Origin of the sequence: Aeromicrobium sp. JJY06 (assembly GCF_044069275.1) — a bacterium.
Classification (GTDB): domain Bacteria; phylum Actinomycetota; class Actinomycetes; order Propionibacteriales; family Nocardioidaceae; genus Aeromicrobium; species Aeromicrobium tamlense.
The window spans coordinates 1803066-1825634 of the sequence record NZ_JBIMRD010000001.1 but is presented as its reverse complement, the minus strand read 5'-3'; the positions used below and the strand labels follow the sequence as shown (position 1 = coordinate 1825634).

Below are 22569 nucleotides of genomic sequence, written 5' to 3'. Positions count from 1 at the left end.
CCGGATCACTGGTCCGCCTCCGGCACGTAGATCGCGCGGGCGAGCGCCTCGACGACACCGGCGGAGCGCGGGCCGAACGACAGGACGTCGCCGTCGGACATGTCGACGAAGCGCTTCGACTGGCCCGCGGGCGTCAGCGCGATCGCGGGCTTCTCGGCGAGCAGGCCGTCGACGCCACCGGTGGACTCCAGGCCGTGCGTCATCACCATGATGAGGTCGGGCTTGGCCTTCACGAGCGCCTCGTCGGTGAGCGGCTGCATGCCCTTCCAGCCCATCTCGCGCGCCACGTTGACGCCGCCGAGCGACTCGACGAGGTCGCCCACGCCCGAGTCGTCGGCGAACAGGTAGTACACGCCGGAGTTGCCGCGCAGGTAGAGGAAGACCATCCGGAGCCGGTCGGACTCCCGCTCTGGGACGAACCGCTTCACCTCGGCCTGCGCGGCCGCGACATCGGAGGTGATGCGCTCGGCCAGCGCCTCGCCGGACTTCGGCAGGCCGACCGCGGCGCCCACGTCGCGGGCGAGCTGGGCGGCTCCCTCGAAGCTCGAGTCGTTGTCCAGGAAGACGACGGGCACGCCGGTGTCGGCGAGCTGCTCGACCACGTCGCGCGGGCCCATCGAGCCGTCGGTGATGATCACCGTGGGCTTCTGCGCCATGACGGCCTCGGCGTTCACGGCGTGGCCCTCCGACGTGATGAGCGGCAGGTCCTCGGCGCCCGGGAAGTCGGTGGACACGTCACGCGCGACGAGGCGGTCGCCCAGGCCCAGGCCCCACAGCGACGCCGCGATCGAGCCGGACATGTCGAACGCGACGATGCGCGAGGTGTCGGTGACGGTGACCTTCGTGTCGCCCGAGCGCACGCGCGAGACGACCGTGGCGGGCAGGCTGGCCTGCTCGTCGACGTCGACCGGCTCGATGTGGCGGTTGGTGAGCTTCGCCGTGCTGGGTCCGGTGATCGCCTTCGGGGCCTGCGAGGCCTCGAGCTCGGACAGGGGCGGCAGGTCGGCGCCGGAGCCGGGGTCGCTGCCCTCGCTGCCGGAGCCGCACGCGGCCAGGAGGGTCAGGCACAGGGCGGTCAGCAGCGCGGCGGCGCCGCGGGCGGGCCGCCTCATGCGTCGACCCCGGACGTCCGGCGGCGCATGACGAGCACCGTGCCGCCGATGGAGACGAGCACCGCCAGCACCGTGCCCGCGAGCCACGGCAGCCACGTGGTGGCCTCGGTGGGCGTGATCGGGTCGAGCACCACGGCGGCGGCATCGTCGGCACTCGCCGCGGGCGCGGCGGCGGGCGCCGCGCAGTCGCTGGCCACTGCGTAGGTGAGCGTCACGGGGTCGAGCGCGGCACCGGTCTCGTAGTTGGGGAACGCGGCGCTGCCGGCGCTGGTCAGGGTGGTCGGGACGTCGGAGATGGTGACCGTCTGACCCTCCTTCGAGACCGTGCCCGCGCTCAGGTCGAGATCCGCGAACGGCACGGCCGCGATCGTGCGGCGGTCGTCCTTGCCGGCCATCGCGGCGTCCATCGTGCCGCCGGTGTAGTCCACCGCGAGCGTGGCCTTGCTCTCGTCGACGATCGTCACGACGGGGTTCGCGATCGTCGTGTCTAGGGCGCCGTCGTGGCCCGTGAACTCGACGCCGCCCTCGAAGGAGAGCTCGCCGGCACCCGACTCCTCGTCGAGCACGCCCGTGCCCTGCGACCAGGAGAACTGCGGGGTCTCGTAGCCCGCGTTGCCCGTGGTGGTCCAGTCGCCGTTGGCGATCGAGCCGGAGACGTAGGCGCGGAACGACTCCTTGAAGCCCCAGTCGAGGCGGGCGTCGCTCAGCTCGCAGCCGACGATCGCGTCGGCGGCGGCGACGTCGATGACGACACCCCGGTCGACCGATCCCTGGAACGTGAGCGTGTGCTCGCCGGGCGCGATCGTGGGCGGGATGGCGCCCTTCCACGTGGCACGGCCGGTCGCGTCGGCCGTGACGTTCTCGGCCAGGACCAGCGGGGTCGAGTAGAGCACGACGCGGATGCCGGACTCGTTCGGCAGGAAGCCCGTGCCCGAGGCGGTGACCTCGTCGCCCGCCTTGACCTCGTCCTGCTCGAGCACGAGGCCGGTCGTCGCGGGCGGGGCGGTCGGCGGGGTCCACGCCGTCGTCGGCGTCGTCGAGCCGGCGACGGACGTGGCGCCCGAGCCCGAGCCGGCGGCGGCCGTGGAGCCGACCGAGAACGTGACGGGGTCGACGACCGTGCCGGCCGGGTAGAAGGCGTTGCCGTTGTAGGAGAACATCCCGGCGCCGGCCGACGTCAGCGCGGCGGGCGCGTTCGCGTACTGCACCCAGCCCGTGTCGGTCGACCGGGAGGCGCGGCCGAGGTCGATGACGGCGACGTCGATGCGCCCGCGGCCCGTGACCTGGGCCGAAAGCGTGGCCGTCGTCGCCGAGGTCACGCGCACCGAGGGCGCGGTGAGGGACATGTCGAGCTGGCCGTGATGCCCGTGGAAGCGGACGGTGCCGCGGTAGCCGGTGGTCCCCTGCGCGCTGGGCGGCGTGGCCGACGTGGTGCTCTGGCCGAAGCGGTAGCCGCCCGACACGGCGGTGGCGCCGCCGGAGACGCTGACGGATCCCTGCGCGATCGGGCCGGTGATGTACGACCGGAAGCTGGCCTTGACGCCCCACGTCAGGTCACCGGCGCGGCCGGTGGTGGTCGAGGACTTCGCCGGCTTCGGGTCCTTCGGCGTCTTCGTGGGCTTCGTCGTCGGCTTCGGCGTGGGCTTCGTGGCCGGGGGCGTCGTGGGCACGACCGCACCCTCGACGGAGAGAGTCGCGCTGACGGGGTCGAGCTCGGTGCCCGCGGGGTACATGGCGCTGCCGCTGTAGGAGAACAGCGCGGTGCCCGCCGAGGTGAGCGTGGCCGGAGCGTTCGCGATCGTCACCTTGCCGCTGCCCGCGCTGATGCGGCCGGACAGGTCGAGGGTGGCGACGGCCAGGCCCGAGTGGGTGCGGCCGTCGCTGGTCCTCGCGTCGACGAGCAGGCGCGCGCCCGAGGCGTTGAGGACGACCCGCGGCGACGAGATCGTCAGGTTGAGCTCACCGTGGTGCCCGGTGAAGTTCACGCCGCCCGAGGCGCGCACGTCGGCGGCCTTGTCCGACCACGTGCCCTTCGCGCGGGCGAAGGTGGTGCGGGTGCCGTTGTCGGTGGCCGGAGCGGTCGTCGTGATCCTGCCGCCCGCGATCGGGCCGCGGATGTACGTGCGGAACGAGGTCTTCAGGCCCCAGGAGATCGAGCCGCCCGTGATCTGCGACGGGTCGGTCGTCGGCTCCGTGGTCGGCTCGGTCGTCGGCTCCGTCGTCGGCTCCGTCGTGGGCTCGGTCGTCGGCTCGGTGGTCGGCTCCGTGGCGGGCGTCTCGACCTGCAGGCTCGCGTCGAGCGGGTCGACCTCCTGACCCGCGCTGTAGGAGCCGCCCATGAACCCGGCTCCCGCGGCCGTCAGCGTGACCGGCGCCTTGTCGATCGTGACCGTGGTGCCGCTCCAGTCGAAGCGACCGTCCAGCGCGACGTCGGCGAAGTGCACGCCGCTCGTGGTGCCCGACGCGTCGGTGACGTCGAGGACGAGGCGACCGCTGGTCCCGCTGACCTCGAGCCGCGGGTCCGCCAGCGTCAGGTCGAGAGCGCCGTGGTGACCCGTGAAGTTCACCGAGCCGCGGGCCGCGACGGTGGACGACTCGCTCCACTCCCCCGCCGCCTGCGGGAACGTGGTCCGGGTGCCGTCGTCGGTGGCCGGCGCGGCCGGCGTGACCTTGCCGCCGGCGATCGGACCGGTGAGGTACGACCGGAACGAGGCCTTGAGGCCCCACGAGATGGTGCCGCCGGTGACTTTTGTTCCAGCCGGTGCAGCATCCGCACGGACGTTCGGCACCGCGAGAGCAGCCAGCGCGGCCACCATCAGCAGGACGAGGACACGCACGGGCATCGAGCGGTGGGCGTGGTCGATCACGGAGACTCCCGTCGGGATTCGGTCAGGATGCGGACCCGGTCAGGGCACCCTTACTCGCCGAGTATAAGGTGTGCCTTACCTACCGAGGTCGCCGGGTCGGCGACTTCTTTTCCGAAAGGATCTGCATGTCTCCCCAGACCCTGGTTCGCGGGCGTCGCCTGCTCGCCGGGACGACCGCCGCGGCCCTGTCCGCGGGCGTCCTCGCCCTGACCCCCACCACCGCACAGGCGGCCGACGACGTCGTCGCCCCCACACTGCAGTGGAAGATCTCCGACCAGTTCGCGGCGCACTTCACGCCGAACCCCGCGTTCTCGCCCTTCACCACGCTCGAGGCCGCCGACGGCGCGACGATCGACCCCACCACGAAGGTCACGACCTTCGGCGGCGGCGTCGGCACGTTCGACTCCGGCAACGGCGCCACGTCGGTGGCCTACGAGGGCTCCATCACCGGCTCCTTCATCACCGGCACCACGGCTCCGGGCACGCTGCAGTACTCGCTGACCATCGCCGATCCCACCGTCACGGTGAACGCGGCCGGCGAGGGCAAGATCACCGCCGACGTCGCGTGGAACGTGCCGACCGCGACCACCACCACCGGCAGCACCGACGACGTCACCGTGGTGGAGTTCGACGCGACCGCGTCGGACTGGAGCACCGACGGCTCCGTCGCCTCCCTGACCGAGACGCCCGACTTCCTCGGCGTCCTCCAGCCGGGCTCGGCCGAGGCGCTCGACCTGGGCCTGCCCGCCGGCCGTCCCACCGACGGCGGCTCGTTCCACCCCGACTTCCTGCGGGCGCTGGACTCGGGCCTGCGCGCGCACTTCTTCCTGTCGGGCTCGGCCAGCGGCGATCCCCGCAAGCCCGCCTCGCCGTTCACCGCCACCGCCCCCCGTCCCCGCGTGACGGTCGACTCCCGTGAGGGCGCCACCGTCAAGGTCTCGGGCACCGGCTTCACGTGCCTCACCAACACCGGTGACGCCGGCATCTACGTGGGCGTCGCGCCGTCCGGCGAGCTGCCCGACGTCTCGTCGCCGACCGGCACCGCGAACTTCGTGGGCGTCGCGGCCAAGTTCTGCTTCCCGCCGACCCCGTCCATCTCCGGCCCGGCCGGCACGTGGGACGCCACACTGAACCTCGACCTCGACCAGGTCACGCCGGGCACCAGCTACTCGGTCTACACGTGGCGTGCGCACACGCACTCCACCACCAGCCAGGACACCGAGACCCCGCTGGGCGTGCTGAAGGAGAAGGCGGTCGCCCCGGCCGTCACCGTCAAGAGCCTGTCGACGAAGTACGGCAAGGGCGGCACGGTCGGCGTGACCTCGCCGACCGCCGGCTCGGTCACGGTCGCCGGCCTCGGCACCAAGACGGTCGCCGCGCGCGGCACCGCCTCGTTCGCGATCTCGAAGCGCCACGCCGTCGGCACGAAGTCGTACCGCGTGACGTTCGCCCCCTCGGACACGGCGGTCACGGCCCCGGCCGCCACCGCCGTGACGGTGAAGGTCGCCAAAACCGCCGCCTCGAAGGGCCGCGTGAAGGTCACCCGCAAGCCGACCTCGAAGAAGAAGGGTCTCGCGGCCGTCTCCGTCAAGGGCGCCTCGGGCGCCGCCGCGCCCACCGGCAAGGTGAAGATCAAGCTCACCCAGGGCAAGAAGAGCAAGTACGTCACCGCCAACCTGTCCGCGGGCAAGCGCACGGTGAAGCTGCCGAAGCTGGCCAAGGGCACGTGGGTCGTCCGCGTGGCCTACTACGGCAACGCCAACTACACGAAGCGCGGCTACGTGAAGACGGGATCCCTCAAGGTCGCCAAGTGACCTGAGCTCCGGCCACGGCCCCCGTCACCTCGGTGACGGGGGCCGTGGCGTTCCGGGGCGCGCCTCGTCGCCGCCTCCGCACCACTCCTCGGGACGCCGACTGGCGCAAGCCCGAGTCGCGAGTGGCGCGAAAACGCCCGCCACTCCTCGAGTGGCGGGCCGCTTTGCGCCACTCGCGAACAGGGAGGCGGCGGTGCAGTTGCGGGTCAGGAGGGCGAGACGGCGGCGAGGACGAAGCGGGTCGTCGTGTCGGCCGAGGCGTGACGGGCCGAGAGGGTGGCGTGCAGCAGGGAGACGGTGGCGTCGACGTCGTCCACCGTGAACTCGCCGGAGGCGGCCCCGTCGACCAGGATCTGCCGCAGCACCTGCTCCACCGCGACGACGTGCTCGCGCATCGCGGTGACGGACTCCGGCGACAGCATCGCGCGCAGCTCGGGGCCCAGGCCGATGTGGAAGTCCTTCGACGTGTCCACGTGGTGCCGCACGTAGGTCTCGAGGCGCTCGGTCGGCGTGGTCCGGTCGGCGAGAGAGGCGTTCAGCTGGTCGAGGTAGCGCGAGGTCTCGTCCGTCGCGAAGGCGACGACGACGGCCTCCTTGTCCTTGAAGTGGTTGTACAGCGAGGACCGGCCCACCCCGGCGTGCGTGGCCAGGTCGGCCATCGTGATGAGGTCGAACGGGCGCTCGCGCAGCAGCTCGACGAGCGCGTCGAAGACCCGGCGACGCATCGTCGCGCGGTGCTCCTCCAGGGAGTCCCCGATGATCTTCGGCACGTCCGTAGAGTACGCGCCCTCCCCCGCGGGCGCCCTCCGCGGCGCAGCGCGCGAGCGGCCGCCGAATCGCAACCATTTCGTCATCGTCGGGCGTCTCCTGCGCCCGAACGCCGTCGGTAGGGTGACTCGGGTGAACGCCTACGACCTCGCCCGCGAAGCCGCCGACGCCCTGCGTGACCGCACCGGAGGCGGCGACCACGACGTCGCCCTCGTGATGGGGTCGGGCTGGCTGCCTGCCGCCGACGCGCTCGGCGAGCCCGAGTACGAGGTCCCCACCGAGGAGCTGCCCGGCTTCAGCAAGCCGGCCGTCGCCGGTCACGGCGGCACGATCCGCTCGGTCCGCGTGGGCGACCTGCGCGCCCTGGTCTTCCTCGGCCGCACCCACTACTACGAGGGCAAGGGCGTCGAGGCCGTCGTGCACGGCGTTCGCACCGCGGCGGCCGCCGGCGTGCGCACGATGGTGCTGACGAACGGCTGCGGCGGCCTCAACCCGGCGTGGACCCCCGGCACCCCCGTGCTCATCCGCGACCACATCAACCTCACGGCCACGTCGCCGATCGTCGGCGCGAACTTCGTCGACCTCACCGACCTGTACGCGCAGCGCCTGCGCGACCTCGTGCGCGAGGTCGACCCGTCGATCGACGAGGGCGTGTACGTGCAGTTCCCCGGTCCTCACTACGAGACGCCGGCCGAGGTGAGGATGGCCGGTGTCATGGGCGGCGACCTCGTGGGCATGTCCACCACGCTCGAGGCGATCGCCGCGCGCGAGGCCGGCATGGAGGTGCTCGGCATCTCGCTCGTCACCAACCTCGCCGCCGGCATCTCGGACGAGCCGCTCAACCACGAGGAGGTCCTCGAGGCCGGCAAGTCCGCCGCCACGCGCATGGGCGCACTGCTCGCCGACCTGCTCCCCCGCGTCTGATCCGGATCCGTCCCACATCCCGAAACGGCGCTCCTCAGGGCCCACTGCGCATGGCCCAATACGGTAGACTTCGAACAGCGGTTCGGAGGGGTTCGGGGGGATCTGGTGGACGTCGTCGGTGGGCTCAGGTCGGGGCAGCGGTTCCTGGCCGACGCGCGCTCGCGCGACCTGTCCGCCCTGTCGCGTGAGCAGCTCGCCGCTGAGTCTGCCGCGCTGCACGCGTTGGAGCGCGAGGCCGCGGCGTTGAAGATGGCGCTGCTCGCCGCCGCTGACCGGAACGACGCCCACCGCGCGACCGATGCCGCGAGCCTGACCGCGCTGGTCGCCACGGAGTCCGGGGTGACGCGGCGCGACGCCGCGAAGGAGATCCGCCTGGCGCACCGGATCGAGGCTGCCCCGCGGGTGCGGGAGGCGCTGGCCGAACCGGGCATGTCCACCACCAAGGCCGCGATCGTCACCGACGCGCTCGACACGCTCCCGACCAACCTGACGACCGAGCAGCGCGATCTGGTCGAGGCCGACATGGTCGCGGCGGCGCGGGTGATGACGGCCGATCAGCTGCGCCGCAAGGCCCGCCGGGCAGTCGAGGTCGTCGACGTCCACCGGGCGGATCGGATCGAGAACGACCAGCTCACCCGCGAGGAAGCCGCCCAGCGGCAGCAGCGTGAGTTCTGGATCGGACGTCCCGACCAGACCACCGGGCTGGTGCCGTTCGGCGGCAAGACCGACGCCCTCACCGCCGACATGCTGCGTGCCGTCGTGGAGTCCAAGACCGCCCCGCGCGCCACCACGGATGAGAACGCAGGCTTGCGGCCGCAGGAGAAGGCGGGCGAGGCGTTCGCCGAGATCGTCCGCCACCTGCCGCGTGATGGGTACGGCAACCACGGCGGCGTCGCGGCCACCCTGGTCGTCACCGTCGACGAGCAGACCCTCCGAGGCCAGACCGACCGCGCCGGCGTCACCGAGCACGGCACGCCGGTCTCGGCGGGACAGTTGAGGAAGCTGGCCTGCAACGCCGGCATCCTCCCCCTCGTGATGAACGGCCCGTCCCAGGTCCTCGACGAAGGCCGCGCCAAACGCCACCACACCGCCGCGCAACGCATCGCGCTCGCCCAACGCGACCAGGGCTGTGCCTTCCCCGACTGCGACCGACCACCCGGCTGGACCGAAGTCCACCACGTCATCCCGTGGAGCCACGGCGGACCCACGAACCTCACATCAGGGGTCCTGCTCTGCGCGCATCACCACCACCGCGTCCACGACGCCCACATCGCCATCCGGTTCGGTCACGACGGCACGCCCGAGTTCCGCCTCCGCGACCAATGGCGCCGCAACCACCGCTACCGACCCGAGGCCGCCTGATGGGCGTCGATCCATCCCCCCGCTACGGTGGGCGGATGGACCCGATCCTTGCTGCCCGGGACTGGATCTCGCAGGATCCTGATGCACAGACCCGGAACGAGCTGACCGCCCTGATCGACGCCGGAGACGAGGCCGAGATCGCGGCCCGCTTCGCCGGCCGCCTGCAGTTCGGCACGGCCGGACTGCGCGGCGAGCTGGGCGCCGGCCCCATGCGCATGAACCGCGTGACCGTGGCGCGTGCCGCCGCCGGACTCGCCCGCCACCTGCTCTCCGAGGACCCCCATCCCAGCGTGGTGATCGGCTACGACGCCCGCACGAACTCCGACGTCTTCGCCCGCGACACCGCCGAGATCATGCAGGCCGCCGGCGTGCGGGCCATGCTGCTGCCCGAGCACCTGCCCACGCCCGTGCTGGCGTTCGCGATCGGTCACCTGAGCGCCTCCGCCGGCGTCATGGTCACCGCGTCGCACAACCCGCCCCGCGACAACGGCTACAAGGTGTACCTCGCGGACACGAGCCAGATCGTGCCGCCGGCCGACGCGGACATCGCGGCGCAGATCGACGCCGTCGGCCGGGTCGACGAACTGGCGCGCGACACCGACTACACGGTCCTGGGCACCGACGTGGCCGAGGCGTACCTCGACGCCGTCGCCGACCTCGTGCCGCCGGGCCCGCGCGAGCTGACGGTGGCGTACACGCCGATGCACGGGGTGGGCGGCCAGCTGCTGACCCATGCCGCCGAGCGCGCCGGCTTCCCCGCGCCCCACGTGGTCGAGGCCCAGGCCGACCCCGACCCTGCCTTCCCCACCGTCGCCTTCCCGAACCCCGAGGAGCCCGGCGCGATGGACCTGGCCCTCGCACTGGCGAAGGACCTGGACGCCGACATCGTCATCGCGAACGACCCCGACGCCGACCGGTGCGCAGTGGGAGTCCGCACCGTCGGCGGCCACCGGATGCTCACCGGCGACCAGGTCGGCGCGCTGCTGGCCGAGGCGCTGCTGCGCCAGGGCGTCGAGGGCACGTACGCCTCCTCGATCGTGTCGTCCGACCTGCTGGGGCGCCAGGCCGCCGCGCACGGCCAGCCGTGGCAGCAGACGCTCACCGGCTTCAAGTGGATCGGCAAGGTCGACGGGCTGGTCTACGGCTACGAGGAGGCGCTCGGCTACTGCGTGGCACCGCACATCGCGCGTGACAAGGACGGCATCTCGGCGGCGCTGCTGATCATGTCGCTGGCGTCCACCCTCCAGGCCGAGGGCCGCACGCTGCTGGACCTGCTCGACGACATCTACCGCCAGCACGGCTGGCACGCCACCGGCCAGCTCGCCGTGCGGGTCGAGGACCTCGCGATCATCGCCGAGGCGATGGAGCGGCTGCGGTCCGAGCCGCCCACGTGGCTCGCGGAGACCGAGGTCACCACGGTGGACGACCTCGCGAAGGGCTATCAGGGCCTGCCGCCCACGGACGGCATCCGCCTCGGGCTGGAGGGCGGCAGCCGGGTCATCTGCCGTCCGTCGGGCACCGAGCCCAAGCTCAAGTGCTACGTCGAGGCCGTCGTCCCGGTGGGCTCGTCACTCGAGGACGCGCGCACCCGTGCGGCCGACACCGTGCGAGCGATCATCGGCGACCTCAGGAGCTACCTCGGCGTGGAGTGAGCACGGAACCGCCGCCGAGGCGTCGGAGCCGGCGGCAGAGGAGCCGAGGGAGTGCGACTTTGCCGCGCTCACGACGAGGGAGTCCCCGGCGGCGGCGTCCATGGGCGAGCCGTGCGGCCCGCTGGGCGAAACGTCGTCGCCTTCCCATCCAGCGTCAGCGCCAACCACCGACCTGTCAATTCGAAATCGCCGTCGCCACGTCGATCCAGCGACCCTCCTCGGCGCTGCGTCGGGCCGCGTCGAAGATCTCCGCGACGTGCACGGCGTCCGCCGGCGGGACGGGCGGTGGCGTCCCCGTGCGGACCGCGGCGGCCACCGCCGGGTAGAACGTGTCCCATCGCCCACGAGCCAGGGGGCGGCGTGCAGGGCCCTCGCCCTCCCAGTGCGCCGTGCGGGCGGGATCGTCGCTCCCCCAGCGCTCGCCGAGGCTCGTCGGGGTCGCCCCGGCGAAGAGGTCCGCCTCCTGGGGGTCGAAGCCCTCGATGCGCAGCCCGCCCCGGGTTCCGGACACCCGGAACCGCGGTCCCTCCGCGGCGGCGTGCACCGACGCGACGATCGTGGACCGGCTGCCGCTCGCGTGCCGCAGCATGACGACCGCGTCGTCCTCGCTGCGCCGGTCGTCGCCCAGGACCGCGAGGTCGGCGAAGACCTGCTGCACGGGTCCGAGCAGGTGCACGGCCTGGTCGATGAGGTGGGGGCCGAGGTCGACCAGGACGCCTCCGCCGTGGACCGAGTCGCGGTCCCGGGTCCAGCGCGGGAGGTCGGGTCGGAAGCGCTCGATCCGCGACTCGAGGCGGTCGACGCGGCCCAGCTCGCCGGACTCCACGAGCCCTTGGATCGTCAGGAAGTCGCCGTCCCAGCGGCGGTTCTGGTAGACGGTCAGCACGGTGCCGGGCGAGGCCGCGGCCACGATGCGGCGGGCGTCCTCCGCGGTGGTCGCGAAGGGCTTGTCGACCACGACGTGCAGGCCGAGCCCGAGCGCCTCGACGGCGAGGTCGGCATGGGTGCCGGCCGGGGTCGTGAGGGTGACGCCCTCGACGCCGGCGTCGCGCAGGCTCTCGAGGTCCGGCAGCGCCTCGAGTCCGGCCGACCTGGCGTCGCGGGCCCGGTCGGGGTTGGTCGAGACGACCGCCACCAGGTCGAGTCCGTCGGCGGCGGCGATCATCGGCGCGTGGAAGACGCGTCCACCGGCGCCCCATCCCGCGACGGCCCACCGCACGGGCTCGAACGGCGCCGTCATCGGTCGACCTCGTCGAGGAAGCGGGCGTAGCGCTGTTCCAGGGGTCCGGAGTCCCCTGGACGCACGCCCACGCCACGCCGCGGCGGTGGCTCGGGCAGGTCGAGTCCGGCACCGCGGAACGCCAGCAGGGCCGCGCCCACCGCGGTCGCGTCCTCGAGGTCAACGCGGCACAGCTCGCGGCCGAGCACGTCGGCGAGCAGCTGGGCGAACACGGGCGACCGGGTGCCGCCGCCCGCCACGTCGATCGCCGTGTCGGCGAGCTCGGGCATCGACTCGACGCCGCGGCGGATCGTGAAGCACAGGCCCTCCAGCGCGGCCGCGAACAGGTCGGCGCGCTCGGTCTCGAGGCCCAGGCCGAACCAGCGCCCGGAGTTCGGCGCCGCGGCCGTCGGCAGCCGCTCACCCGAGAGGAAGGGCACGAATCCCGGGACCGGCCGCTGCCGGTCGTAGTCGTGGTAGAGGTCGTCCCACGAGCCACCGAGCAGGCTGACGACCCGCGTCAGCGCGATGCCCGCGTTCATGACGGCGACCATCGCGTAGGCGCCACCGGTCGCGGCCCGATAGGTGTGGTGCGTGATCGGCCCGTCGAACGTCGGCGTGATCCCCGGCAGCACGACCTGGGCGCCCGAGCCGACGGTCACGACGAGGCGCCCCGGCGCGGAGGAGGAGCCCACGAGCGTCGCGGCGGCGTCGGCGCACCCCGCGACCACGGGGATGCCCGCGGGCAGGCCCCAGGCAGCCGCCTCGGTCGCGTCGAGCGTGCCGACGACCTCGTCCGACGGCACGACCTCGGGCAGCAGGTCCGCCCGGATGCCGGTGGCCGCGAGGACGTCCCGGCTCCACTCGTCGCGCTCGAGGTCCCACAGCAGCGTCGCCGAGGCGTCGGAGTGGTCGGTGACGAGCGCGCCCGGGACGAGCCGCGTGCGCAGCCAGTCCTTCGGCAGCAGCACCCGGTGGGCGCGCGCGACGACGTCGGGTTCGTGACGGGTGAGCCAGGCCAGCACCGGGCCGGTCATGCCCGGCGCCAGCGGGTTCGCCAGGGCGCGCAGCCGCTCGGGCGCCAGGGCCTGCCAGCGCGCCAGCTCGTCGCCCGCGCGGCCGTCGGGCCACAGGACCGCGGGTCGCACCGGCTCACCGGAGGCGTCGACGAGGACGGTGCCGTGCATCTGCCCGTCGAGGCCGATCGCGACGACGTCGGCGTCGACGTCGGCCAGGACGGAGGCCACGGCGTCACGCGCCGCCGCCTCCCACTGCGCCGGGTCGGTCTCGGCCCAGCGCGGGTGCGGCGACGCGACGGCGTAGCCGCGGTCCGCGCGGGCCAGGACCGAGCCGTCGGTCGCCACGAGGACGGCCTTGACGCCGCTCGTCCCGAGGTCGAGGCCCAGGACGCACCGACGGCTCATGCCCGTGCCGTCACGCGTCGATCGAGGCGGACGCGGCGAGGTGCGTGTCGATGAAGCCGCGGGCCCGGCGGGCGAGGTCGTCGCCGTCGGTCCACAGCGAGCGCCACACCGCGAGGTCGTTCGACAGCGTGGGGCTGACGACGGCCGAGGAGAAGCTCTCGAACGTGATCGGGCCCGTGAAGCCCACCCGCGACAGCGCGTGGAAGAACGCCGGGAAGTCGATCGAGCCCGAGCCGAGGTAGCCGCGGTGGTTCTCGCCGATGTGCACGTAGCCGAGGCGGTCGGCGACGTCGAGGACGGGCGTCACGAAGTCCGACTCCTCGATGTTCATGTGGTACGTGTCGAGGTGGATGAAGACGTTGTCCTCGCCGATGTCGTCGGCGAGGCGCAGCGCGTCCCGCGCCGTGTTGACGACGTTCGTCTCGTAGCGGTTGCAGATCTCCAGACCGAGGCTCACGCCGCGACCCGCGGCCTCCTGCGCGAGGCTGCGCAGGACCGACACGACGTTGGCGCGGCCCGCGTCGCTCAGGGGACGGCCGTACTTGCCGAGGGCGCTGTAGAGGGCGCCGGTCAGGATCGTGCTGCCCAGGCCCGACACGACGTCGAGGGACTGGTGCAGGATCTTCTCGCCGCGCGCAACGACCTCGGGGTCGTCGCTCGAGACGTCGGCGTCGAACGCGAGGCCACGCGAGCAGGCGAGCGCGAGCCCCGCCTCCTCGGCGGCCGCGCGGGTGCCCTCGAGGTCGAGGGTCTCCATCTCGTGCAGCGACAGCTCGAGCAGGTCGAAGCCGGCGTCCTTGGTGCGCTGCACGGCCTGGGCGATCTCGTCGGGGCGGGTGCCGCCGACCCAGACGAGGGCGTGCACGCCGATGGGGTTGCGCTGGTCCACGGTGGGGGTCTCCTTGGGGTGGGTGGTGGTCATCCGGCGATCGCGCCCGTGATGAGGCCGACGATCTCCTCGCCGCTGGTCTCGGCGGTCCGGCGTCCTGCGACGCACCGTCCGGCGCGCATGACCCAGACCTGGTCGGACAGGCGCATGACCTGGTCGAAGTTGTGGCTGATGAGCAGGACCGCGTGGCCCTCGTCGCGCAGGCGCAGGATGAGCTCCTCGACGCGTGCGGTCTCCTGGACGCCGAGCGCCGCGGTGGGCTCGTCCATGATCACGAGCTTGGAGCTGAAGCCGGCGGCGCGGCAGATCGCGACGGCCTGGCGCTGGCCACCCGACAGGCGGCGAACGGTGGACGTCACGGCGGGCACGTTGACGGCGAGCTTGGACACCATCTCCTGGGCGCCCGCGCGCATCGTGCGCTTCTTCAGGTAGCTGAACGGGCCGACGCCGCCGGTGATCTCGCGGTTGAGGTAGAGGTTCTGCCACACCGTGAGGTCCTCGACGAGCGCGAGGTTCTGGTGCACGGTCTCGATCCCGGCGTCGCGCGCCTGGTCAGGCGCGTGGAACGCGACGGTCTGGCCGTCGAACCGGATCGTGCCCTCGTCGGCGGTGTGGACGCCGGCGACGACCCGGACGAGGGTCGACTTCCCGGCGCCGTTGTCCCCCACGAGCGCGGTGATCTCGCCGGCACGCACCTGGACCGAGACGTCGGCCAGCGCGCGGACGGAGCCGAAGGACAGCGAGAGTCCGTCGACCTCGAGCAGCACGTCGCCCATCGGGCGCGCCTGCTGTTCGGTGCTGTGGGTCGTCATTTCTCGAACCTCGTGAGGAAGGCCGCGCCGACGACGACGATGCCGACGGCGAGCGGTTGGTAGAACTGGGAGACGCCGAGCAGCGTGAGGCCGTTGGCCAGGGCGGTCAGCAGCAGCGCACCGAAGACCGGGCCCTTGATGGAGCCCTTGCCGCCGAACAGGCTGACGCCGCCGAGGACGACCGCGGCCACCGAGTTCAGCAGGAACGTGGTGTTCGCGGCGGGCTCGGCCGAGCCGACGCGGGCCACCAGCAGGATCGCCGCGAGTCCAGCCAGGACGCCGGCGATCAGGTAGACGGCCATCTTGATCCGGGCCGTGCGCACGCCGGTCGCCTGCGCCGCGTCGACCGATCCGCCGGTCGCCAGGACGTGCGTGCCGAACGGCGTCGAGAACAGCACGAGGTGGGCCAGCACGGCCACCGCGACAGCGATGAGGAACGTGTACGGGATCATCCCGAAGCCGCCGGCCGACAGCTTGAACAGCGGCGCGCTGATCACGGTGATCGGGCGCCCGTCCGAGAGGATCAGCGCGAGTCCGGAGGCCGCCGAGAGCGCGCCGAGCGTGACGATGAAGTCGGTGATGCCGCCCTTGGCGATGAGGAAGCCGTTCACCAGGCCGACGGCCGCGCCGGCGGCCACGGCGACGAGGCACGACAGGGCGAGGCCCTTGCCGCTCGTCATGGCCATGCCGAAGGTGACGGCGGCGAACGTCATCGTGGAGGCGATCGAGAGGTCGATGCCGGCGGTCAGGATGACGAAGGACTGGCCGACGGCCAGGATCGTGAGGATCGCCGAGGCCAGCAGCATCGCCTTGATGTTGCCCGAGCTGAGGAACCGCGGGTCGAGGGCCGTGAAGATCGCCACGAGGACGACGAGTCCGATCACGGACGCCCACTCGACCCAGAACGACGGCTGGCGCAGGTGGTCGGCGAGTGCCGATCCGCGGGTCGCCGGGGGTGCCGTGGTGGTGGTCATGTGTTGTCTCCGGGTTGAGGCGGTGGGGTGCGGGCGACCGGGGCCGCCCGCACCGTCACGTCAGCGGCCGAGCATCTCCGCGAACGGGTTGTCGTACTCGTTCGGGGGCTCAGGGAACGCGTCCTGCGCGTCCTTGGCGTTGTCGGGGGTGATCAGCGCGATCGGGGTGTCGACCTTCTCCGGCAGCTTCTCGCCGAGCGCGGCCGCCTCGCACGCCTGCAGGCCCATCTTGCCCACGACGAACGGGTACTGGGCCACGGCGGCGTCGATGTCGCCCGAGGCGACGCCGTCGATGCCGTCGACCGAGACCACGAGGGTCTTGCCCTTCTTGTCCGCGGCGGCCACGGCGCGGGCGACGCCCATCGCCATGTCGTCGTTCGCGACGAAGAACGCGGCCAGGTCCGGGTTGGCCTGCAGGATCGTCTCGGCCTGCGTCTGGGCCTCCTGGCGGTCCCAGTTCGCGGCGACCTCCTGGACGACCTCGAAGTTGTCCGCGAGGCCCTCCTTGAAGCCGTCGATGCGCTGCGCGCTGGTGACGTCGCCGGCGATGCCGCCCACGGTGGCGACGTCGCCGCCGTCGGAGTCGAGCTTCGCGAGCTGGTCGGCGACCATCTTGCCGGCGGCGACGTTGTCGGTGCCGATGTACGTCGCGATCTCGGCGCCCGCGGCGTCAGCGGCCTTGGCCTCGACCGGGTTGTCGATGTTGACGATCGGCGTGCCCTTGGCCGCGATCTGCGCGATGCCCTGGATCAGGTTCGTGCCGCTGATCGGGTTCACCAGGTAGCAGTCGAACTCCTGGTTCGCGAGGTTCGTCAGCTTGTCGGCCTGGCCGGAGGTGTCCGTGATCGAGGCCGCGGCCTGGATCTCGATGTCCGCGCCGGACTCCTTCTGCTCGGCGTTGATGCCGTCCTCCATGTGCTGGAAGAACGGGTTGTCGAGGCCCTTGATGACGATGCCGATGTTCGTGTCGGCGGCGTCCTTGCCGCCGCCGGAGCCGCCGTTGTCGCCGTCGTCCGACGATCCGCACGCGGCCAGCAGCAGACCCGCGCTGACGGCGACGACGCCGAGCGAGAGCCGCATCCTCTTCCTGGACTGGAAGGTGCTCATGTTGGTTCCTCTCACCATCGCGCGCCGGGCGACGCGGCTTTTGATCTTGAGTGTTGTTAATACGACACTTTCTGTCGTGTAATGTACGACACACCGTAGAACACGCGCAAGCAGCATCCGAAATCAGCCTCGGCCCGCTGCCGAGAACGCCAGAATGGGGGGCCATGGCCACCTTCGATGAGGGGATCAGCGAGACGCTGTCCCTGCTGCGACGCAAGGGCGGCATGACCCGCGCGGAGATCGTGGCCGAGACCGGCCTGTCCCGCAGCGGGGTCAACCTGCGGATCGACGCGCTCCTGGAGGGGCGCCTGGTCACCGGCTCGGCGCGTGAGGTGGCCACGAAGGGCCGGCCCGCCGAGGTCTTCTCCTTCAACAGCGAGCGCGGCAAGCTGCTCGCCGCCGACGTCGGCGCCACGAAGTTCCGCGCCGGCCTGTGCAACCTCGGCGGCGACGTCGAGTCCGAGATCGAGCGGCCGTCCGACGTCACGGCGGGGCCCGAGGTGCTGCTCGCCTCGATCCTCGAGTGCTTCGAGTCCTTCCTGCGCGACACCGGCACCGACGCCGACGAGATCCTCGGCATCGGCCTGAGCCTGCCCGCGCCGGTCAAGCGCGGCTCCGGCATGTCGGTGAACCCGCCGATCATGCCGCTGTGGAACCGCTTCGACGTCCCGGCCTGGTTCCACGAGCGCTTCGCCTCCTCCCCCGTCTTCCTCGAGAAGGACGCGAACGCGATGGCGTACGGGGAGGCGCGCTTCTCCCACCCCGAGGCCGACGACCTGCTGCTCGTGAAGATCGGCACCGGCATCGGCAGCGGCCTCATCCGCGAGGGCAGCCTCTACCGCGGCGCCGACGGGGCCGCCGGCGACCTCGGACACATCCCGATGACCCTGCCGGGCGACGACGAGGGCCCGCTGTGCAAGTGCGGCAACCACGGCTGCCTCGAGGCCCGCGCCGGCGGCTGGGCGATCCTGCGCGACCTGCAGGAGACCGGCTCCACGGCGACGTCCCAGGACGACCTCATCGCGGCACTCGCCTCCGGCGACCCCACCGCGGTCCAGCTGGCGCGCCGGGCCGGCCAGGTGATCGGCACCGCCGTCGCCACCGCCGTCAACCTGCTCAACCCCCGCGTGGTCGTGCTGGCCGGACACCTCGTCGCGGCCGGGGGCGACCACCTGCTGCCGGCGATCCGCGAGCGCGTGTACAGCCGGTCCCTGCCGCTGGCCACCTCCGAGCTCTCCATCGTCGCCAGCAGCCTGCACCCGCGGGAAGGGCTGGTGGGGCTGGCGCACCTGGTGAGCGACGGAATACTCGAGCCGGCCGAGATCGGACGGCTGGTCGACCGCGGCGGCTCCGCCTGACGTACTACGGTGTCGGCCAGAGATCACGAGGAACGACGAGAGGCGACGGGGTGTCCGGTCATGGTGGGGTCCTGGCACTGTTCCGCGCCCACGGGCCCCTGACCCGCGCACAGGTCGTCGAGCTGTCCGGCCTCTCGCGCGCCACGGCCACGCACCGACTGGAGGGCCTCGTGCGCTCCGGACTGATCCACGCGCGGGAGGACGACCGCACCACGGGCGGCCGCCCCGCCGGCGTCTTCGACCTCGCCGAGACCCGCGGCGCGCTGCTCGTCGCCGACATCGGCAGCAGCCACGCGCGCTACGGCATCGCCGACCTGACGGGCCGCGTCCTCACTGCACTCGACGAGGACATCGCGATCGACGACGGCCCCGACGTGGTCCTGGCCGGTGTCGCGCGCGCCTTCGAGCAGCTCGAGGTCGAGGCCACCTCCCCCGTGCTGGGCGTCGCGATCGGCGTGCCCGGGCCCGTCGACCAGCGCACCGGGCGGCTCGTGAGCCCGCCGACGATGCGCGGCTGGGACGGCGCCGACGTGGCCGCGCGCCTCGGTCCGCTCGTCAACGCGCCGATCGTGGTCGACAAGGACGCCAACCTCGTCGCGCTCGGCGTCCACCGCGCCCTGCGGGCCGACGCCGTGCCCGGCGCGGACGACCTGCTCGTCGTGAAGGTGGGCATGGGCATCGGTGCCGGCATCATCTCGCGCGGCAGCGTGCTGCACGGCGCGCGCGGCGGCGCCGGCGACCTCGGGCACATCCCCCACGACGACGGGCCCCGCTGCCGCTGCGGACAGCGCGGCTGCGCCGAGGCCTCGGCGGGGGCCTGGGCCATCGCGGCCCGCCTGCGCGAGCTCGGGCACCCGGTCCGCACGTCGGCCGACGTCGTGGCCCTGGCCACGAACGGCGACCGGGATGCCACCTCGGCCCTGCGCGCCGCGGGACGGCGGATCGGCGACGTCGTCGTCGAGGCCGTCGGGGTGCTCAACCCGGCGATGGTCGTGGTCGGCGGCGACCTCGCGGAGTCCGGTGACCTGCTGGTCGACGGTGTTCGCGAGCGCGTCTTCGAGCGCTCGCACCCGCTCGCGACGACCGACCTCAGCGTGATCGCGTCGCCCCTCGGCGCGGACGCGGGCCTGCTCGGCGCGGCCCAGATGGCGGCCGACGCGGCACTGGCGCCCGAGCGCGTGGACGCGCTCGTCGACGCCTGAAGCCCGGCGCCCTCGGGACTTTTGCGCAACGTTAGACAAAAGCCCGCCGGACCTCTACGGTTGACCCCGTGGCCCCTACCGAGAACACCTCCCCGACCGGCTGGCGCGACCCCCTCGACCTCGAGGCGGTGCGGCACGCACGTGTCCTGCCCCTCGACGTGGTCCAGGCGAAGGGCAACGGGCACGCCGGCACCGCCGTCAGCCTGACCCCCGCCCTGTACGTCCTGTTCCAGGAGTACCTGCGTCACGATCCCGCCCACCCCGACTGGGAGGGCCGTGACCGGTTCGTCCTGTCGGCCGGGCACACCAGCCTCTCGCTGTACCTGCAGCACTACCTCAGCGGCTACGGCCTCGAGCTCGACGACCTGAAGAAGGCCCGCGCGCTCGGCAGCCTCACCCCCGGGCACCCCGAGTGGGGTCACACGCCCGGCGTCGAGACCACCACCGGTCCGCTGGGCCAGGGCGTCGGCAACGCGGTCGGCCTGGCGATGTCGGCCCGCCGCGTGCACGCGCTGCTCGAGCCCGAGACCACCCCCGACGAGGGCCTGTTCCGCTACCGCACGTGGTGCGTCGCGGGCGACGGATGCCTGTCCGAGGGCGTCTCGCAGGAGGCCTCCTCCCTCGCCGGCACGCTCGGCCTGGACGGGCTGATCCTCGTCTGGGACGACAACCGCATCTCCATCGAGGGCGACACCGCCATCGCGTTCACCGAGGACGTCGTCGCTCGCTACCGCGCCTACGGCTGGGCGATCGTGGAGATCGAGGACGCCGAGGACCCGGACGCGATCCGCGCCGGCTTCGACGCGGCGGTCGCCGTGACCGGCCAGCCCGTCTTCGTCCGCCTGCGCACCCGCATCGGCCACCCGATGCCCACCGTCGGCGGCACCGCCGGCGCCCACTCCGGCGCGCCCGGCGACGCCGAGGTGGCCGCCACCAAGGAGGCGCTGGGCCTGGATCCCGAGCAGTTCTTCGCGATGCCCGCCGAGGCCCTCGCCCACGCCCGCCGCGTGCGTGAGCGCGGCGCGGCCGCCCGGGAGGACTGGCAGACGCGGTACGACGCGTGGCGCAGCGCCGACCCCGAGCGCGCGGCCCTGCACGACCGCATGCGCGAGCGCGACGTCACCCCCGCCGCCCGCGAGAAGCTCTCCGCCCTGCGCGCCGAGCCGCAGAAGGTGGCCACCCGCATCGCCAGCGGCGCGGTCCTCAACACGGTGGCGGCCGAGCTGCCGTGGCTGTGGGGCGGCTCCGCCGACCTCGCCGAGACCAACAACGTGGTGATCTCCGGCGCCCGCAGCTTCACGCCCACCGACTACGCGGGCGACGAGTGGCCCGGCGGCCCCGACGGCAGCCTCGTCCACTTCGGCATCCGCGAGCACGCCATGGGCGCGGTCCTCAACGGCATCGCGCTCGCCGGGTACTCGCACCCGTTCGGCGCCACGTTCTTCGTCTTCTCCGACTACATGCGCCCGTCGGTGCGCCTGGCCGCGCTCATGGGCCTGCCCGTCACCTACGTCTGGACGCACGACTCGGTCGGCGTGGGCGAGGACGGGCCGACGCACCAGCCGGTCGAGCATCTCTGGTCGCACCGCGCCATCCCCGGCCTCGACGTCGTCCGCCCGGCCGACTGGACCGAGACCGTGGACGCGTGGACGCGGATCCTCACCGCCGACCGCCCGACCGCCCTCGTGCTGAGCCGCCAGGGCGTGCCGGTCGTGAGCGCGGACGTGCCGGCCGGCGAGGGCGCCCACCGCGGTGCCTACGTGCTGGCCGACGCCGACGCCACGCCCGACCTCATCATCGTCGCCACCGGCTCCGAGGTGGGCCTGGCGATGCAGGCGCGCGACCTCCTCACCGCGGAGGGCATCGGCGTCCGCGTCGTCTCGGCCCCGTGCCTCGAGTGGTTCGAGGAGCAGGACCTCGCCTACCGCGAGTCGGTCCTCCCCCGCGCCATCGCCGCACGTGTCAGCGTGGAGGCCGGAACCGGCACCGGTTGGCATCGCTACGTGGGCACCCACGGTGAGATAGTGAGTGTCGAGGAGTTCGGTGCCAGCGGAGCCGGCGATCTCGTGCTCGCCGAGCGCGGCATCACCGTCGACGCCGTCGTCGCAGCGGCCCGCCGCAGCCTCGACGCCACGCGACCCGAACAGAACCCGCTCTCCGAAGGGACCAACCGATGAGCACCAGCCTGAAGGCGGGACTCGACCGCCTCCCGGGCGTCGACCAGGTCGGCCTCGAGGCACGGGCCGCCCAGCTGGGCACGCGCTCGATCAAGACGACGTCCAAGCAGTGGGCGATCGACCTCGCCATCTCGATGGTCGACCTCACCACGCTCGAGGGTGCGGACACCCCCGGCAAGGTGCGGGCGCTGGCCATCAAGGCGCTGCGCCCCGACCCCACCGATCCCTCGTGCCCCGCTGCCGCGGCCGTCTGCGTCTACCCCGACATGGTCCCGTTCGTGCGCGAGGTCGTCGGCGACCGCCTGCACGTCGCGGCCGTCGCCACCGCGTTCCCGTCGGGCCGCGCGCCCATCGAGGTCAAGCTGGCCGACACCGCCGCCGCCGTGGCCGCGGGCGCCGACGAGATCGACATGGTCATCGACCGTGGCGCGTTCCTGTCGGGCGACCTCGAGAAGGTCCACGAGCAGATCGTGGCCGTCAAGGAGGCCTCCGGCAGCGCCCACCTCAAGGTGATCCTCGAGACCGGCGAGCTGCAGACCTACGACAACATCCGCCGCGCCTCCTGGCTGGCGATGGACGCCGGCGCGGACTTCATCAAGACCAGCACCGGCAAGGTGCAGCCCGCCGCGACGCTGCCGACCACGCTGCTCATGCTCGAGGCCGTGCGCGACTACCGCATCGCCACCGGCCGCCAGGTGGGCGTCAAGCCCGCGGGCGGCATCCGCACCTCGAAGGACGCGATCAAGTACCTGGTCGTCGTCAACGAGGTCGCGGGCGAGGACTGGCTGGACCCCGACTGGTTCCGGTTCGGCGCCTCCTCGCTGCTCAACGACCTGCTCATGCAGCGCCAGAAGATGCTCACCGGCCGCTACTCCGGCCCCGACTACGTGACCCTGGACTGATCAGAC

The 22569-nt window shown here is 72.7% G+C and carries 17 protein-coding genes; 8 read left to right on the top strand and 9 right to left on the bottom strand.

Translation table 11 applies throughout. The features are described 5' to 3' along the window. Nucleotides 1-5: 5 nt before the first annotated feature. Together ACGWYL_RS08875 and ACGWYL_RS08870 are read right to left on the bottom strand one after the other, a co-directional pair. On the bottom strand, nt 6-1112 hold the full coding sequence (locus tag ACGWYL_RS08875) for a hemin ABC transporter substrate-binding protein (RefSeq protein WP_395486980.1): 1107 nt from the start codon (nt 1110-1112) through the stop codon (nt 6-8). After that, complete coding sequence (locus ACGWYL_RS08870) at nt 1109-3979, bottom strand: HtaA domain-containing protein (protein WP_395486979.1); 2871 nt, start codon at nt 3977-3979, stop codon at nt 1109-1111. Before ACGWYL_RS08870 ends, ACGWYL_RS08875 begins: the two co-directional genes overlap by 4 nt. 125 nt (nt 3980-4104) lie before the next feature. Between ACGWYL_RS08870 and ACGWYL_RS08865 the strand changes: the two genes are divergently transcribed. Continuing rightward, entirely contained in the window at nt 4105-5793 is a 1689-nt protein-coding gene (locus ACGWYL_RS08865) for a hypothetical protein (RefSeq protein WP_395486978.1), read from the top strand. Nucleotides 5794-5999: 206 nt separating this feature from the next. On the opposite strand, the gene ACGWYL_RS08860 is transcribed toward ACGWYL_RS08865, so the two are convergent. Then, nucleotides 6000-6563, bottom strand: coding sequence for a TetR/AcrR family transcriptional regulator (locus ACGWYL_RS08860; RefSeq protein WP_395486977.1), 564 nt, complete (start codon nt 6561-6563; stop codon nt 6000-6002). 130 nt (nt 6564-6693) lie between these two features. Between ACGWYL_RS08860 and ACGWYL_RS08855 the strand changes: the two genes are divergently transcribed. From ACGWYL_RS08855 to ACGWYL_RS08845, 3 genes are all read left to right on the top strand, one after another. Beyond that, on the top strand, nt 6694-7485 hold the full coding sequence (locus ACGWYL_RS08855) for a purine-nucleoside phosphorylase (RefSeq protein WP_269305448.1): 792 nt from the start codon (nt 6694-6696) through the stop codon (nt 7483-7485). Nucleotides 7486-7590: 105 nt separating this feature from the next. Then, nucleotides 7591-8847, top strand: coding sequence for a DUF222 domain-containing protein (locus ACGWYL_RS08850; RefSeq protein WP_395486976.1), 1257 nt, complete (start codon nt 7591-7593; stop codon nt 8845-8847). A 35-nt stretch (nt 8848-8882) separates the two neighbouring features. Then, the gene (locus ACGWYL_RS08845) at nt 8883-10499 is read left to right on the top strand and encodes a phospho-sugar mutase (protein WP_179426234.1); all 1617 of its coding nucleotides are present in this window, start codon (nt 8883-8885) and stop codon (nt 10497-10499) included. A gap of 175 nt (nt 10500-10674) precedes the next feature. Here the strand turns inward: ACGWYL_RS08845 and ACGWYL_RS08840 are convergent, their stop codons facing one another. From ACGWYL_RS08840 to ACGWYL_RS08815, 6 genes are read right to left on the bottom strand one after another with little or no spacing between them, the layout of a single operon-like run. Continuing rightward, the gene (locus tag ACGWYL_RS08840; RefSeq protein WP_395486975.1) at nt 10675-11739 is read right to left on the bottom strand and encodes a Gfo/Idh/MocA family oxidoreductase; all 1065 of its coding nucleotides are present in this window, start codon (nt 11737-11739) and stop codon (nt 10675-10677) included. Beyond that, a complete protein-coding gene (locus ACGWYL_RS08835; protein WP_395486974.1) occupies nt 11736-13142 on the bottom strand; it encodes a xylulokinase in 1407 nt (468 codons plus the stop codon). Before ACGWYL_RS08835 ends, ACGWYL_RS08840 begins: the two co-directional genes overlap by 4 nt. Nucleotides 13143-13152: 10 nt before the next feature. Further along, on the bottom strand, nt 13153-14064 hold the full coding sequence (locus tag ACGWYL_RS08830) for a sugar phosphate isomerase/epimerase (protein WP_179426240.1): 912 nt from the start codon (nt 14062-14064) through the stop codon (nt 13153-13155). Beyond that, the gene (locus ACGWYL_RS08825) at nt 14061-14843 is read right to left on the bottom strand and encodes an ATP-binding cassette domain-containing protein (RefSeq protein ID WP_179426242.1); all 783 of its coding nucleotides are present in this window, start codon (nt 14841-14843) and stop codon (nt 14061-14063) included. The genes ACGWYL_RS08830 and ACGWYL_RS08825 overlap by 4 nt, the downstream gene beginning before the upstream one ends. Next, the gene (locus ACGWYL_RS08820) at nt 14840-15817 is read right to left on the bottom strand and encodes an ABC transporter permease (RefSeq protein ID WP_395486973.1); all 978 of its coding nucleotides are present in this window, start codon (nt 15815-15817) and stop codon (nt 14840-14842) included. Before ACGWYL_RS08820 ends, ACGWYL_RS08825 begins: the two co-directional genes overlap by 4 nt. A gap of 60 nt (nt 15818-15877) precedes the next feature. Further along, complete coding sequence (locus tag ACGWYL_RS08815) at nt 15878-16924, bottom strand: substrate-binding domain-containing protein (protein ID WP_218845880.1); 1047 nt, start codon at nt 16922-16924, stop codon at nt 15878-15880. Between the two features lie 164 nt (nt 16925-17088). Between ACGWYL_RS08815 and ACGWYL_RS08810 the strand changes: the two genes are divergently transcribed. The 4 genes from ACGWYL_RS08810 to deoC all read left to right on the top strand — a co-directional run bounded on the left by ACGWYL_RS08810 (nt 17089) and on the right by deoC (nt 22563). Continuing rightward, the gene (locus ACGWYL_RS08810; protein WP_179426246.1) at nt 17089-18282 is read left to right on the top strand and encodes an ROK family transcriptional regulator; all 1194 of its coding nucleotides are present in this window, start codon (nt 17089-17091) and stop codon (nt 18280-18282) included. A gap of 50 nt (nt 18283-18332) precedes the next feature. After that, entirely contained in the window at nt 18333-19484 is a 1152-nt protein-coding gene (locus ACGWYL_RS08805) for an ROK family protein (RefSeq protein ID WP_179426248.1), read from the top strand. Nucleotides 19485-19552: 68 nt separating this feature from the next. Next, nucleotides 19553-21661 (top strand): transketolase, encoded by a 2109-nt coding sequence (gene tkt, locus ACGWYL_RS08800; protein ID WP_179426250.1) that lies wholly within the window; start codon nt 19553-19555, stop codon nt 21659-21661. After that, nucleotides 21658-22563: a deoxyribose-phosphate aldolase gene (deoC, locus tag ACGWYL_RS08795; protein WP_395486972.1), complete on the top strand. Its 906-nt coding sequence runs from the start codon at nt 21658-21660 to the stop codon at nt 22561-22563. The genes tkt and deoC overlap by 4 nt, the downstream gene beginning before the upstream one ends. The last annotated feature ends 6 nt before the right edge of the window (nt 22564-22569 follow it).